13 protein-coding genes are annotated in these 14,607 nt (G+C 52.2%); 9 read left to right on the top strand and 4 right to left on the bottom strand.

Annotated elements, in window-relative coordinates:
- Positions 1–81: 81 nt before the first annotated feature.
- From arfB to O2N63_RS15005, 3 genes are read left to right on the top strand one after another with little or no spacing between them, the layout of a single operon-like run.
- Positions 82–501, top strand: coding sequence for an alternative ribosome rescue aminoacyl-tRNA hydrolase ArfB (gene arfB, locus O2N63_RS15015; protein ID WP_271055105.1), 420 nt, complete (start codon positions 82–84; stop codon positions 499–501).
- Positions 502–1,791 (top strand): aspartate aminotransferase family protein, encoded by a 1,290-nt coding sequence (locus tag O2N63_RS15010; RefSeq protein ID WP_271055104.1) that lies wholly within the window; start codon positions 502–504, stop codon positions 1,789–1,791. It abuts the gene before it with no gap.
- Positions 1,788–2,726 carry a phosphotransferase enzyme family protein gene (locus O2N63_RS15005; RefSeq protein WP_271055103.1) on the top strand — a complete coding sequence of 313 codons (939 nt, stop codon included), beginning with the start codon at positions 1,788–1,790 and terminating at the stop codon, positions 2,724–2,726. The genes O2N63_RS15010 and O2N63_RS15005 overlap by 4 nt, the downstream gene beginning before the upstream one ends.
- Before the next feature lie 72 nt (positions 2,727–2,798).
- Here the strand turns inward: O2N63_RS15005 and O2N63_RS15000 are convergent, their stop codons facing one another.
- Positions 2,799–3,590 (bottom strand): ABC transporter permease, encoded by a 792-nt coding sequence (locus O2N63_RS15000; protein WP_271055102.1) that lies wholly within the window; start codon positions 3,588–3,590, stop codon positions 2,799–2,801.
- Positions 3,591–3,703: 113 nt separating this feature from the next.
- Between O2N63_RS15000 and O2N63_RS14995 the strand changes: the two genes are divergently transcribed.
- From O2N63_RS14995 to pncB, 5 genes are all read left to right on the top strand, one after another.
- On the top strand, positions 3,704–5,020 hold the full coding sequence (locus O2N63_RS14995) for a sugar transporter (protein ID WP_271055101.1): 1,317 nt from the start codon (positions 3,704–3,706) through the stop codon (positions 5,018–5,020).
- 4 nt (positions 5,021–5,024) lie between these two features.
- Positions 5,025–5,678 (top strand): ABC transporter ATP-binding protein, encoded by a 654-nt coding sequence (locus O2N63_RS14990; RefSeq protein WP_271055100.1) that lies wholly within the window; start codon positions 5,025–5,027, stop codon positions 5,676–5,678.
- 179 nt (positions 5,679–5,857) lie between these two features.
- Positions 5,858–6,895, top strand: a complete 1,038-nt coding sequence (locus O2N63_RS14985) for a polysaccharide biosynthesis/export family protein (RefSeq protein ID WP_271055099.1) — start codon at positions 5,858–5,860, stop codon at positions 6,893–6,895.
- Positions 6,896–6,937: 42 nt separating this feature from the next.
- Positions 6,938–7,534: a bifunctional nicotinamidase/pyrazinamidase gene (gene pncA, locus O2N63_RS14980; protein WP_271055175.1), complete on the top strand. Its 597-nt coding sequence runs from the start codon at positions 6,938–6,940 to the stop codon at positions 7,532–7,534.
- Positions 7,535–7,596: 62 nt separating this feature from the next.
- Positions 7,597–8,889, top strand: a complete 1,293-nt coding sequence (gene pncB, locus O2N63_RS14975; RefSeq protein ID WP_271055098.1) for a nicotinate phosphoribosyltransferase — start codon at positions 7,597–7,599, stop codon at positions 8,887–8,889.
- A 17-nt stretch (positions 8,890–8,906) separates the two neighbouring features.
- On the opposite strand, the gene O2N63_RS14970 is transcribed toward pncB, so the two are convergent.
- Positions 8,907–10,697 (bottom strand): calcium-binding protein, encoded by a 1,791-nt coding sequence (locus tag O2N63_RS14970; RefSeq protein WP_271055097.1) that lies wholly within the window; start codon positions 10,695–10,697, stop codon positions 8,907–8,909.
- A 111-nt stretch (positions 10,698–10,808) separates the two neighbouring features.
- Between O2N63_RS14970 and O2N63_RS14965 the strand changes: the two genes are divergently transcribed.
- On the top strand, positions 10,809–11,738 hold the full coding sequence (locus tag O2N63_RS14965) for a glycosyltransferase family 2 protein (RefSeq protein ID WP_333780739.1): 930 nt from the start codon (positions 10,809–10,811) through the stop codon (positions 11,736–11,738).
- A 45-nt stretch (positions 11,739–11,783) separates the two neighbouring features.
- Here the strand turns inward: O2N63_RS14965 and glf are convergent, their stop codons facing one another.
- Complete coding sequence (glf, locus tag O2N63_RS14960) at positions 11,784–12,923, bottom strand: UDP-galactopyranose mutase (protein ID WP_271055096.1); 1,140 nt, start codon at positions 12,921–12,923, stop codon at positions 11,784–11,786.
- 232 nt (positions 12,924–13,155) lie between these two features.
- Positions 13,156–14,304: a glycosyltransferase family 2 protein gene (locus tag O2N63_RS14955; RefSeq protein ID WP_271055095.1), complete on the bottom strand. Its 1,149-nt coding sequence runs from the start codon at positions 14,302–14,304 to the stop codon at positions 13,156–13,158.
- Positions 14,305–14,607 lie beyond the last annotated feature (303 nt).

The raw sequence follows: 14,607 nt of genomic DNA, 5'->3' as shown, positions 1-14,607 counted from the left end.
GTTTTCTTCGAAATCCAATTTTCTGGTACACGTCAAGATACATCCCCTTCCATTTTGGATCCAATCCGCTAGGGTGCGCCCATGATCCGCGTAACCGATGATATCACTTTGCAAGACTGGGAATATACCGAGAGCTTTTCGCGCTCGTCAGGTCCGGGCGGGCAGAATGTAAACAAAGTGTCCACCGCTGTTGAACTGCGCTTTGAAGCCGCCCGCTGTCCTGCGCTCACCCAACCAGTGAAAAACCGCCTGAAACGAATCGCGGGGCGTAAATGGACGCAAGATGGCGCGCTGATCATTCGCGTTGAAGACACGCGCAGCCAGGCCCGCAACCGCGAGATTGCGGCCGAGCGACTGGCAGAAATGATCCGAAAAGCGCTTGTCGCGCCTAAGCGCCGCATCGCCACACGCCCCACCATGGGATCAAAGAAACGTCGACTCGATGCGAAAACACGGCGTGGGCAGGTCAAGGCCCTGCGCGGCCGCATTCAGGAGGATTAGATGCCAGATTCTGCCCAATCCACTGCCACAATCCTCGCCCGTCGCGAGCGACTGCTTGGCCCGAATATGACCACCTTTTATGATACTCCCGTACATCTTGTGAGGGGTGAAGGGGCCTGGGTTTGGGATGCTGACGGCAATCGCCTTCTGGATTGTTATAACAACGTACCGCATGTTGGGCATGCCCATCCGAAAGTGGTCGAGGCGATCACCAAACAGGCGCTCACGCTGAACACCCATACCCGGTATCTGCATGAAGGCATTCTGGATTACGCTGATCGCCTGACCGCCACAATGCGTCATGATCTGTCAGCCATGATCATGGTCTGTACGGGATCCGAGGCCAACGACATTGCCCTGCGCATGGCCCGTGCGCTCACTGGCAAAACCGGCATTATCGGCACCGACAACACCTATCATGGCAACACTGATCTTGTGTCACACCTGTCTGCGAAAAAGACCCCAATCGGTGGCCATGTCGACTGGGTCAAGAAAGTACCCGCACCTGACAATCTGCGCCCCTTGGGGGGATCAGATGACACTCACGCCCAAGCCTTTGCCGACGGCATCCAGTCCGCAATTGACGAGCTTGAAGCGTCAGGCCACGGCTTCTCGGCTCTGATCCTTGATCCGTTTTTCGCCAATGAAGGCTGCCCCACCCTGCCCAAAGGTTTTCTCGAACCAGCGGTCGAAGTGGTTCGCCGTGCAGGCGGCGTGATTATCGCCGACGAGGTGCAGCCGGGCTTTGGCCGCACCGGGTATGATTTCTGGGGCCACGAACGGATCGGGCTGGTGCCCGACATCGTGACCATGGGCAAGCCGATGGGCAACGGACATCCGGTGGCTGGCGTTGTCGCGCGACCCGAGATCCTCGCCCAGTTCCGCAACGCCTTTGGTTACTTCAACACTTTCGGCGGCAACCCGGTGTCCGCCGCCGCCGCAAATGCGGTGCTGGATGTGCTGGAAGAGGAAGACCTTGTTGAGAACGCCAGAGATACCGGGGACTACACACTAAACCTGTTGCGCCAGATCGACCACCCGATGATTGCTGATGTACGAGGATCGGGCATGTTCCTCGGTATGGAATTCGTGGCCGACCCTGCCCTCACGCCCACCGCCGACTTCACCGCCCAGCTGGTCGAAGAGATGCGCAATCGTGGCGTATTACTGCATTCCATGGGCCGCGAATACCACGCGATAAAGATCCGCCCACCAATGTGTTTCAACCGTACACAGGCTGATTTCCTGATCGACACCTTGGCCAGCGCCCTGAAGGAAATTCCCGCATGAGCGAACTCAAGGATGCCCTGAAAGCTTGGGGTGCGCAGCATGTGCGCATGATCAAGGACCGCGAAAATCAGGTGCATGAGGTGCGGATTGGGAAAGATCGCGCAGCACTGCGCCTGCATCGCCCCGGATACATGTCCCAGGCTGCGATCCGGTCAGAGATCGACTGGATGGGGGCACTGTCGCAGGCAGGTATGGACGTGCCTGCCCCAATCCCGACACCCGAAGGCAAGACAGTTTTCTCTCTGTCCAGCGGGCGCCTGGCCACGGTTGTTTCATGGGTCGATGGGCAGCCAATTGGCGAAGGCGGTGTTCCCTTTGACATGCCGGTCAGCGAACAGATCGCGCTTTATCAAAAACTGGGCCGCGAACTGGCCCGGCTGCACAACATCACCGATACGCTCACCCTGCCCGACGGTTTCACCCGCCACCGCTGGGATCTCGATGGGCTGTTGGGCGAGACCCCGTTCTGGGGTCGGTTCTGGGAGAGCCCCGAACTGACCGAGGGTGAACGTCACCTGATCAACCGTGCCCGCGCCGTGGCCCGCGATCGGGCGCAGGCCTATCTGGAAAACGGCGCCGACTTCGGCCTGATCCACGCAGATGCCCTGCGCGAGAACGTCTTTATCAAGGATGGTGAACTCACACTGATCGATTTTGACGATGCGGGCTTTGGTTTCCGCCTTTATGAACTTGCCGTGATGATGACCCAGAACGAAGACGAACCGGCCGCAGACCAAATCCGAGACGCAGCCATCGCAGGCTATCGTGAATTGCGCGCGTTTTCGACCGAATCCGAAGATCTTTTGCCGATGTTCATCATGCTGCGCCGTTTTGCCTCAATGGGCTGGGCGGTGCCTCGTTACGATGCCGGGGGCGTGGAAGTGCGGGGGTATACCGAGAGGGCGATCGGGGCGGCGCGGGCCTTTTTAAAGTAACGGTCAAGTAGGATATGAGCCTTTTACCCTCTTCCCACAACCCAAACCGTGAACGCAGATTTCTTGCCCGATCTAACTATTAAGCATTTCGTTGCTTCGCGACCAAAGCATCAAGAGACCAAACAAACCCAGCGCAGCAGACAATCCAAAAACGAAAGTCAGCGAAATATAAGAGGGGCTATAGGTAACATAAATTCCCTCTCTGGCTTGCCCCACCACATGTACGAGCGGATTAAACCAAAGAAACACTTGGATGTCCTCTGGAACATCTTCGAAGTTGAAAAAAATGGCCGATGCAATGAATAGGGGCCGCGTTACGATCCCCCAAATGCGTTCCCATGCTGGCATTCGCCAAAACAGATAGCAGTTAAAAATTCCCACTCCCGCCGCGAGAGAAAATGCCATGAGATATGACAAAACGATCAGTGGGATGTTTAGATGAACATGCGATTGACTGAGTGGAATTACGCAAGCCAGCACAAGTGCGCCGATTGTTGCTTGTGTAAGCGCATTTAGCAATAACCGAGCAATAATCGCATCAGCAAAAGTCACACGCGGATATCGCAACAGAGCTTTCGAAAAGGTGAACGCAAACGCAACTTTGCGCGAGACATCCATATAGGCAGTGAAAGGCAAGAATCCGGAAGCATAATACAGCGCAAAACTTTCACCCAACGAGGGTTTGCGAAGGGCAACTGAAAATACAATGGTCAAGAGCGCAATCCCGCCGACAGGTTCCGCCAGAGCCCACAGATAACCTGCGACCGATTTACCATAGGTTGTGGACATCTCTCGAAGCATCAAGGCTGATATTGCTCTGAACGATCGATGCGATTGAGCTGGTGCTGGCTGTATTTGTGTCATCTGTATATATACAAGTTGAAACTGATGCCTCTGTGGCGGATAAGCGGGTAAACTTCGCACACACTCAACGAATGTATGAGTTGAAGTAATGATGTAAACTAAAGAGATGTTCAATGAAAGATGGTCAACCTTCGAGAGAGAAAATGAAGCCAACTGCGGCATCAAAATTGCCTTCTGACGAGCATTCGATTTCGGATACAGAAAAAAGGGGAGCTAACGGACGAGGTAAAAACCGCTCAGCTCAACAACAGGGTGGTGCTGGTTCCGCTCGTAAGAAAGCGCAACAGAAACAGAAACAAGCAGGTCCGATGCGACAACCTGCTTCCCCTGCTACAGTAGAGCGCCGTCATCGTGGGATAATGGTAGCCCTATTTTTGGTGGTGTTTCTACCAAGTCTACTTTCTGCAGCTTATTTGTACCTTGTGGCCCGAGACCAGTATTCTTCGACCATGGGATTTTCTGTGCAATCGCAAGATGCAAGCTCGGCGGTCGACATTCTTGGTGGGATCACCCAACTTTCGGGAAGTTCAGGGTCAGACACCGACATCCTTTTTGAGTTCATGAGTAGCCAAACGCTGGTAAGAGCTGTGGATGACAAACTGAACCTGCGTCAGATCTATCACATGCCCTCAGATCCGGTTTTTGGCCTTCCTGAGGACAGCACCATTGAAGATCTCGTTCAGTTTTGGTCGCGTGTTGTAAAAGTTTATTACAGCGCATCCACCGGATTGATTGAGGTCCAAGTTCTGGCTTTCAAACCCGAGGACGCGCAAAGGATTGGGCGGGCAATCTATAACGAAAGCGTGCAAATGATTAACGAGCTTTCGATTTCAGCCCGAAATGACGCCACGCAATACGCTCGTGAAGAGCTCCTGCAAACCAAGGAACGGCTGAAAGACGCGCGCGAAGCGGTGCAACAGTTCCGGCTGCGCACGCAAATTGTCGACCCGGAAGCGGACATATTGGGTCGCATGGGCGTTCTAAACTCTCTGCAAAATCAGCTTGCCAGTGCCGAAGTTGAGCTCGACCTTTTGCTTCAGACCGCGGGCGGGAATGATCCGCGAATTGGCCAAATGGAAAGACGAGTTGACGTCATTAAAGACCGTTTGAGTGTAGAACGCGAACGATTCAGTTCAGATGAGGGAAGCGATACTGGCGCCTATGCCAAACTTGTTGGAGAATATGAACGGCTGGCGGTGGATCTACAATTCGCCGAGACAGCGTATCTGGCCGCATTGGCCGCAGTGGATGCTGCCGTCGCAGAAGCGTCGCGAAAATCTCGCTACCTCGCCGCCTATATCGAACCCACGTTGGCGGAAAGCCCGGAGTATCCACAACGTGAGATAATATCGCTTACCATCTTTGGTTTTCTGTTCGCGATGTGGGCGATCGGCACAATGGTCTTTTATTCACTTCGGGATCGTCGATAAATCCATGATCGAAATCGTGAATCTCTGCAAGCACTACGATATGCGAGGCGGCCGGACGATTGTCGCGGACAATATCAACGCGACCTTTCCATCAGGAAAGGCCGTTGCATTACTGGGGAGAAACGGCGCTGGTAAATCAAGCCTGCTGAACATGATTGCCGGCTCGATGTCGCCCTCAAGCGGTGAAATCAGGATTACAGGTACAATGTCTTGGCCGGTGGGTTTTTCTGGATCATTCCACCCAGATCTGACAGGAGCACAAAACACAAGCTTTATCGCTCGTGTCTATGGAGTGGACACGCGAGAATTGCGTGAATACGTATTGGATTTCTCCGAACTTGGGCAGCATTTCAACAATCCGGTTCGCAGCTATTCATCAGGCATGCGATCCCGACTTGCATTTGGAATATCAATGGGCATTCAATTTGACACCTATCTCGTTGACGAAGTTACGTCGGTAGGCGATGCAGCGTTTCGTCGAAAGAGCAGGGAAGTGTTCCTTGATCGCATGAAAACCAGCGGTGCGATCATGGTGTCTCACAACCTCAATATGATTTCCACCATGTGCGATCAGGCTGCAATTCTGGAGAATGGAAAACTGACCTATTACGAAGATGTTGAAGAAGCAATTGCCGTTCATCAAGAGCAGATGGCCTGATCATCTGTCACTCATTTATCTCACCCTCTTCATAAGCGGCGCTGGCAGTTGAGTTGATGAGAAGTTACAATTACTCTCGCGCCATGGGTACTAAGGGGAAGCAACATATGTTACGACGTGGTCTGGCTGTGTGCATCGTTATGTTTCTAACAGCCTGCAACATTCCTCGCGGAGCGGCGGTGCAGTCAGAGATTGTATCAGCTGCAAATTCTGAAAACCCGGAAATTGCTCTCTATCAAGTAAGCCGCGACTCGCTTTCCGATATCAGAAGCTGGCCAAAAACAGGTCACATTGATGAGTTTGGCTGGCTACGGCATCAGCACCGAGGTCTTTCCAACGTAATTACCACTGGGGATCGGTTGAACATCGTCATTTGGGACAGCGAAGAGGCTTCGCTTCTCTCGAACGGCGCTGAGAGCGCCACGCAAATGAGTGAAGTTAAGGTCACTCCGCGCGGGGCGACATACCTGCCATTTGCAGGCGAAGTACAAATATCTGGTCTGACAGAGAGCGAAGCACGCGAGCGAATTCAGCAAAAAATGTCTGAAGTTATTCCCTCTGCGCAGGTCCAACTTACCGTAATCAAAGGCAACGAAGGCTCGGTTTCTATCCTGTCTGGGGTTACCAAGCCCGGCAACTACCCGATCGAAAATGACCATTTCACTATCCTGAATGCCGTTGCGATTGCGGGCGGTCCCCAGCACGCCATCGACAACCCGCAACTTCGCCTTATTCGTGCTGGAAAGGTGTATACAGAAAGCTACGTAAATTTGCTGGAGAATCCCGATTTGGATACGATCCTGCGAGGAAACGACAAGCTCTCTGTAGAGGCAGATCAAAGATATTTCCGCTCTCTTGGCGCGGCATCGCGTGAAGCGATCATTCCCTTCTCCAAAGACACTATTTCTGCACTGGATGCGATGTCGATGATTGGCGGCCTATCCGAGAGCCGAGCTGATCCGAAAGGGATCATGGTGTTGCGGCAATACCAACCGGAGCAGGTGCGACTGGATGGTTCTGGACCGTCCAACGCTCGCACAGTCTTTGTCTTCGACCTGACCTCCGCCGATGGCCTTTTCAGCGCCGGTCAATTTGACATCTACTCGCAAGACACTGTTCTGGTTACTGAAACTGAGATCACAACTGCCTCTCTTGCTCTTCGTCTACTTGCCCAGCTCACCGGCGCTGCAGCTGATGTCAGGACATTCACCAAGTAATCGGTCGGCAATATCGTATTTCAGGAGCTCCAGATGCATGGAATGCCCAAAGCCCTTCTGGTCATCGACCTGCAAAACGATTTCTGTCCTGGTGGGGCTTTAGCGGTTCCAGGTGGAGATGAGATCGTCGCGGGAGTGAACGAATTGCTCGCAGAGCATGACGTCAAGGTGTTGACCCAGGACTGGCACCCTGCAGGACATGGATCATTTGCCTCATCCCACAATGGGAAATCCCCGTTCGAGACCACCGAAATGGCTTACGGCACACAGGTTCTATGGCCCGACCACTGTGTGCAAGGCAGCAACGGGGCCGCCTTTCATTCGGACCTCAATTCAGATGCTGGAGATCTGGTCATTCGAAAGGGCTTCCGACCCGAGATTGATAGTTACTCAGCGTTTTTTGAAAATGATCGCGAAACACCCACGGGGCTTGAAGGTTACCTGCGCACAAGAGGTGTGGACAAACTTCTTCTGGTCGGGTTGGCGACCGATTTCTGCGTGGCCTATTCCGCCATTGACGGAGCGCGTCTGGGTTTTGACGTGACCGTCGATACTAAGCTGTGTCGCGCGATTGATCTGGAAGGGTCATTGGACGCCATGACCAAGCAGATGACGGACGCGGGCGTCACTCTGATCTGACAAGCCCTATACCATTCCGCGACGTGCTGTTCTAACGTGATCAAAACTCTACGGATGGGCCCATGGTCGATATTGCAACCCGCGTCTATGATCACAATTGGAAAATCGATCCAATTGTCCGCTCTTTGATCGACACGGATTTCTACAAGCTTCTGATGTGCCAATCGGTGTTTCGCAACAAACGTGACACCCGGGTGGAATTCAGCCTGATCAACCGCTCGACACATGTTCCCTTGGCACATCTGATCGATGAGGGGGAACTGCGTGAACAGCTTGATCACATCCGATCCCTGTCCCTCAACCGTGGCGAAAGCACTTGGCTGCGCGGCAACACTTTCTACGGCAAGCGCCAAATGTTCCGATCCGATTTCATGGAATGGTTCGAAAACCTGCGTTTACCGCCCTATCACCTTGAACGGGTGGGCGATCAGTATGAGCTGACATTTGAGGGCAGCTGGCCTGAGGTGATGATGTGGGAAATTCCGGCCTTGGCCGTATTGATGGAACTGCGAGGGCGGGCCGTGTTACGCGGCATGGGCAAATTTGAACTGCAGGTGCTTTATGCCCGCGCCATGACACGGATCTGGGAAAAAATCGAGGAACTACGTCAGCTTGACGGCCTGCGCCTTGCCGATTTTGGCACGCGGCGACGCCACTCCTTCCTCTGGCAGGACTGGTGCGTGCAGGCGATGATAGAAGGGCTTGGAGGCAACTTCGTCGGCACATCGAACTGCAGGATCGCCATGAAACGCGACATCGAGGCCATTGGCACCAATGCCCATGAGCTGCCGATGGTCTATGCGGCTCTTGCTGAAGACGACGAGGCTCTGCGCAAAGCCCCATATGATGTTCTGGCGGATTGGCAGGTAGAGCATGATGGCAATCTGCGCATCATTCTGCCTGACACCTACGGGACGCAGGGTTTTCTCGATAGCGCACCTGACTGGTTGGCGGGCTGGACCGGCATTCGCATTGACAGTGGTGATCCAGCCAAAGGGGCTGAAATCGCAATCAATTGGTGGAGGTCACGCGGGGAAGATCCGCGCGAAAAGATGGTAATCTTTTCGGACGGGCTCGACACACCAAAAATCATCGAACTGCACCAGCAGTTCAAGGATCGGGTCAAACTGAGCTTTGGCTGGGGCACACTCCTGACCAACGACTTCCGCGGATTTGTTCCAGACGATGCGCTCGCCCCGTTTTCGCTGGTCTGTAAGGCGGTGTCGGCTGGGGGGCGACCAACAGTGAAACTGTCCGACAATCCCAACAAAGCGATGGGACCGGCAAAAGAAGTTGAACGTTACAAGCGCGTGTTCGAAGTTGGAGATCAAACAAGACAAGAAGTGGTGGTCTAAACCGTCTCTTCAATTTTTTAAAAGGCAAAATCATCGACTGTACCAACGACGAGCAAGTCATTCCCTGCACCTCCCACAATCAAATCGCCTCCCTGCCCGCCTCCATATATTACATCCCGACCATCGCCCCCATAAAGTTTGTCATTAAGTGTCGAGCCAATAATTTTGTCGTCGCCACCCCAACCAGAGATGACACTAATCCGCCCCGGGGAGATCAGATAATCCCGACCGGGTGTCCCGTTCAACGTGTATGGTGTTGGGTCTCCCGTTTCATTGGAAGGGATAGGTTGAAACGTCATGGGAACACGATCAAGGCCTATAAGCGCTGTCTCTGCCAGATCGTCAAAGGTCATTCCCTTCCAGTCGTTAGACCGAATTTCAAGTACCTCATCTCCAAAGCTGACATGATAATCATCAGAGATATTTTTGACCGTCAACTGACTGCTTGCCCGTAATCCATGCCACTGAGAAAGATCAATTCGGTCTTCAGACGGATCGAAATCTGTAATCACATCGCGCTCACCATCTGCGGCAAAGACAAATGTGTCTCCTGACAACCCGCCAGTCAGAACATCCACACCAAACCCATCGTACAAGACGTCATGCCCAGCCTGCCCAACCAGTGTATCATTACCAGCCCCCCCCTCGATCTGATCTGGGCTGCTGCTCCCCGTCAGGGCATTGTTGCTATCGTTTCCAGCAATCAGCTTCACCGGTGCTCCAAGATTGTACTTCAGCTTTGTGATCCCGATCTCTGAAGAACTGGTCACAAATATATTGAACCCATTTGTCGTTGGCTGCGCAGAGATTGCGCTGACATTCTGCATGCTGGCGCCGTTGCTATCGGCCAGGGTCCCCTGCTCGACCAACTTCCCGTTCGATAAAAGCTGAAATACCGTGACACCATCATCCGACCCACCAGCGATCACATAGCTGGCGTCTCCGCTCTGAACCACAGCCATGGCCGAAACATCGGAAAAGCGTGTATTGCGATTGTCTAAAACGTGATCAACCACCGTCACCGATCCCGAGGCGGACAGGTGCATTACCGTCAGTGAGTTGCTTCCTGCTGACGCCAGAACCAGAAAAGAAACCCCATCCACAGTCGCCACTTCGATCTTTGTCGGCGCTGACACCCACAGATTATCGTCTGCACCAATCGTCTGCACGGAGGTCAGCGCGCCATCGCCTCCGATGGCCCATGAGGTAATCCCCACATTCGAAGCGCTTACCGAATAGACAAACCCCTTACCGCCAATCGTCGCTGCGGCCAACGCATTGGCACCGCTTGCTACAGTCGCATCGTTGTCGCCTGTCAACCGGGTTTCGCTGAGAGTACCAGTTGAATCAAATAAAAGCTGCCCAATACCTGGCGACCCCTGCAAGGCGCCATATAACGCAACTTTCCCATTTGAGAGATTATAGGACACCACCTGCCCCAAATCACCACCCCACTCCGCAACCGTTCCCAGAGAAGAGTAGCTTGCCAGATTTCCTTCTTCGGTCAGGTTAATACGCATCAAGTTGCCAGTACTGCCCCCTCCGGTCAGCAGAAATGGTTGGGCACCGGTGTCCAACACAGCCAAAGAGGGCGAAACTCCAGCATAATCTGAACGAGTGTGTTGTTGGGTATCAAACCGAGCGAGCTTCCCCCCGGCCAAATCCCATGCTTCAACTTGTCCATCATAATCCGTGGTGGCGTAGAGGACTTCACCTATAAGCAACAGCTCGGAGTAATTCGAACGGTTGGCATCTCCGGTATATGAAACCGTCTTTACGAGTGTAGGAGCCAGTGCTGACATCGTCATGATCCCAATGCATTGCAGAACAAGATTGCATTGGTATCTGGTGCCTTTCAGATGCCTCCTTGGTGATGACAAAACGGCGTTTCTGGGTCTTTAACAGCGGATTAATCGCTAATGTTATTATACTTCGACAAACTAATATTTTATCCAATTAGGCGATGTCGCGAAGCCAACCGAAAGCGTGTGCCAATGTTGAAGCTTTCGCTAAATCCAATAGTGTGTGATAGTGACCGAGCAGGATCTACATTAGCGCATTATGACATGACCTCCCCCAAACGGCCCGATTTGACTGTTGGGATATCCACCACATACACGCGCGTGTCGCGGGCTCTCACGAGCATCCTCGCCCCCAGTCCGGGCGTTGAATACCTGATGGTAATCCAAGCTCCTGGTGACTGGGAATTCCCACAGGAATTGAGCGATATTGCCAATCGCCCAGACGTTCGTGTTTCAATACAATCCGCCACCGGGGTCGCAAACAGTCGAAATGCGGTTATTGCCGAGGCCAGAGGGCACATTATATGGTTTGCAGATGATGATCTGCATTACGACACCAGCCTGTTTCAGCGCATCATCACTGCTATGAACAAGCACCCTGATTGTCAGGCAATTACGTTTCCCTCGCATAACGCGGACGGACGACCCCGGAAACGCTTCCCATCCAAGTTCGAATATCTAACACTTTTTTCTGCGGGCAAATACGCCACGTTTGAAATTGCCGTGCGAACTGACAGCCTGCGACAAAGCGAAGTACGCTTTGATGCAAGGTTTGGTGCGGGTGCCGAATACCCATTTGGCGATGAGTACATTTTCCTTGCTGATCTACTGCATCTGGGTGGACAGATCGGCCACGTTCCGATGACCGGAGCTTGTCACCCAGATGTTAGTTCGGCTTTTCGCGACTTTTCCAATCGAAGTGAAACGGAACGGCGAGTCTTCACACGAGTATTTGGCCGCTGGATTGGCTTATTGGTATATCCCGCCTTCAAACTGAGAAAACTGATTAGGAAGACGCAATCGGCCCTTAGGGCTCCACACAAATAGTCCCACACTGCTTTATTCAGGCAACTTCACCAAGACCTTACGACCTCAGCTCGGAACGAATGCGGCAGTCGGCTTGCCTTCTGTCACACAACCTAAGAAGTATCGGGCCGCATCAAGCGCTTCGCGTATGGTGACATCCATATCAAGATAGCGATAGGTTCCCAATCGGCCTACGAAAGTGACGCCGGAGATCCCTTCCGCCTTCTCGATATACATGTTCAACATCGCCTGTTCATCAACCAGACGGATGGGATAGTACGGGATGTCATCCGGGCCAGCAGCGCGGCTGTATTCCTCGTAGCACACACTACCTTCATGTTCTTCCCAAGGGCTGAAATGCTTATGTTCGGTTACCCGTGTATAAGGAACGTCCCGGTCGCCATAGTTCATGACGGCGCACCCCTGATAATCGCCCTCATAATTGAAGCGCTTAAAATCAAGCGTACGATATCCCAAACGGCCGTGTTCATACTCGAAATAGCCATCCAATGGGCCTGACCAGAATACGTGGTCGAACTTATCGGCCATGTCGGAATTGTATGGCGTACCCAATTCAACCGTAATGCCAGGATGATCCAATATCGCCTCAATCATCGCCGTATACCCATCACGGGGCATCCCCTGGTATTTATGGAAAAAATAATTGTCATCGTAGTTGAAGCGCACCGGAAGCCTTTTCAGGATCGACGCCGGAAGCTCAGTTGGGGAACATCCCCACTGCTTTTCAGTGTATCCCCTGAAAAATGCTTCGTAGAGATCCGGACCCACAAACCGTAAAGCCTGCTCTTCGAAGGATTTCGGATCTTCAATGCCGGCATCCCCCTGCTCTTCGATGAATGCTTTCGCCTCATCTGGGCGAAAGGTTTTGTCGAAGAATTGGTTGATCGTATGGAGGTTGATCGGCAGAGAAAAAACCTTTCCCTGTGCCGTCGTCTTCACACGGTTCCGATAGGGCATGAACTCGGCAAAACTGTTGACGTAGTCCCAAACCTCTTGGTCGTCGGTGTGGAAAATATGCGGCCCATAAACATGCAGCATGACATTTGTCTCTGGATCACGCTCGGTATGGCAGTTGCCCCCAACATGATCCCGGCTATCAATAATCCGGCACTTATGCCCAGCTTCGGCAAGTTTGCGACCAATAACGGCGCCGGAAAGCCCAGCACCAACCAAAAGAATATTCATTCGACAACTCCCGACTGCTAATGCCCCACACCTATACACCAATCAAAACCCGGACAACCCGGCAAACCCTACTGATGAAACGATTGCTTTGCTCAGCAGTTTTTTGCCACCTTGGGAGAAGACCTACTACGCTGTTTCTCGTCAGGTGAAATCACGGCTCAAACCACAAATTTTGCTTTGGCCTTTTTGGCTATTCAGCGTGCCATGCGTGAAACAACTCTGCTCGATTTGACTATCTTCGCCGCAGAATGGGCAAGCTTTCAATTTTTTTTCCAAAATACCGCAGCGCCAGTCTTCCAGTTTGGGTGAAACCTGTATGCCGCAGGTAAAACTGTCCACATTTTAAGAGCTTACCTATAGAAATCTTTGTTCCGAACATTCTGCCGTTAAACGTCGCAAACATCTCATAGATATCGAAATTGTCTTCGCGTATCGCCTGAATCATCTGATATGATCGTCCCATTCCATATGACTTCCCAAACCGTACGATAGTATCCACATCATATTTAGTAACGATTGGCTGTAGAATATCGAACACTTGGCGACGAATATCTCCACCCGCTTTCAGACTGACCCAGGAAAGTTGCTTTGCGGTCCAATGGAGTAAGTCAACTTCATACGCTTTCTCTACGCCGTACCACTTCAGCCACCCCAAAATATTGTCATGGTGATCGAAGATTTTCAGCATGCGTGCGTCCAAAACGGTCATGGTCTGTCCCGATCTGCAAACGCGATATTGACACAATAATTCAGGAACCATCACGACACGCCCGCAACCCAAGATCGCAGCCCAATGGAAAGGGTTGTCTTCATAAAAGTGATCCCCCACAGGGAAACGCAGATTCACCCTTTCGATCAGATCTCTCTTGTAGATCTTGCGCCAGGGTACCGCATTAAACCGCAACAATTCTTTGCGCTTGGATTCATTCAAGTTGAAAGACGTGATTTTGGAATACTTACGCCAATTACGATCATCTGATGGCAACTCGGTTGCACCGGTTCCGTCATCAATATGTTCATATCGGCACATAGCCAAATCCGAAGAGGTTGCAACCGCCGCTTCATAGAGGACCTCGAACATCGTGGGGCCGTATAGATCGTCCCCATCGGCGAAACCAACATACTCTCCGCGCGCGATTTCAAGACCCGCATTCGCCGCGGACCCCACACCCCCGATCGTGTTTTTGTCAAACAGAATGGGTCGGATTCTCGAGTCTCGTTGAGCGTATTCCTCAATAATACGTGGGGTCGCATCGCTCGAACCATCATCTACGACTATGATCTCGATATCCCGCAAGGTTTGCGACAACACGCAATCAAGACTTTGCCTGATATACTTTTCAATGTTGTAAGCGGTAACGATGATCGAAATCTTGGTCATTGAGGGCTTGTTCACTTATTGGCAAAGCAGGAAATGGGGTCTTTCAGAGGTGTTCGCATTTTTCGTGCGAATACAGAAGCTCATTTCAAGTTCAAGCGCAAAAAACTGGATCGGCACCAAAAGAAACCAACATTTTGTGCATATAAAAAAATCAGGGTGAACAGACAAAACTCATTACAAGATGCAAGCCCTACGCATCAACAACGACTAAACTGCATGGTCCAATTCCCACCGGGCACCCAATACCAAAGCAGTCTCATCGGCTAAATTTGGCCGATCCCGTTATTAACAAGGCTTCACCAA

The sequence above is a fragment of the Aliiroseovarius salicola genome (genome assembly GCF_027891095.1).
In the GTDB taxonomy this organism is placed as follows: Bacteria; Pseudomonadota; Alphaproteobacteria; order Rhodobacterales; family Rhodobacteraceae; genus Aliiroseovarius; species Aliiroseovarius salicola.
Note: the sequence above shows the minus strand (reverse complement) of the source record. Positions and strands in the feature narration are given on the sequence as shown.

Coding starts and splice junctions, on each gene's coding strand:
- arfB (WP_271055105.1), top strand. CDS start 82: ATGATCCGCGTAACCGATGATATCACTTTGCAAGACTGGGAATATACC.
- O2N63_RS15010 (WP_271055104.1), top strand. CDS start 502: ATGCCAGATTCTGCCCAATCCACTGCCACAATCCTCGCCCGTCGCGAG.
- O2N63_RS15005 (WP_271055103.1), top strand. CDS start 1,788: ATGAGCGAACTCAAGGATGCCCTGAAAGCTTGGGGTGCGCAGCATGTG.
- O2N63_RS15000 (WP_271055102.1), bottom strand. CDS start 3,590: ATGACACAAATACAGCCAGCACCAGCTCAATCGCATCGATCGTTCAGA.
- O2N63_RS14995 (WP_271055101.1), top strand. CDS start 3,704: ATGAAAGATGGTCAACCTTCGAGAGAGAAAATGAAGCCAACTGCGGCA.
- O2N63_RS14990 (WP_271055100.1), top strand. CDS start 5,025: ATGATCGAAATCGTGAATCTCTGCAAGCACTACGATATGCGAGGCGGC.
- pncA (WP_271055175.1), top strand. CDS start 6,938: ATGCCCAAAGCCCTTCTGGTCATCGACCTGCAAAACGATTTCTGTCCT.
- pncB (WP_271055098.1), top strand. CDS start 7,597: ATGGTCGATATTGCAACCCGCGTCTATGATCACAATTGGAAAATCGAT.
- O2N63_RS14970 (WP_271055097.1), bottom strand. CDS start 10,697: ATGACGATGTCAGCACTGGCTCCTACACTCGTAAAGACGGTTTCATAT.
- O2N63_RS14965 (WP_333780739.1), top strand. CDS start 10,809: ATGTTATTATACTTCGACAAACTAATATTTTATCCAATTAGGCGATGT.
- glf (WP_271055096.1), bottom strand. CDS start 12,923: ATGAATATTCTTTTGGTTGGTGCTGGGCTTTCCGGCGCCGTTATTGGT.
- O2N63_RS14955 (WP_271055095.1), bottom strand. CDS start 14,304: ATGACCAAGATTTCGATCATCGTTACCGCTTACAACATTGAAAAGTAT.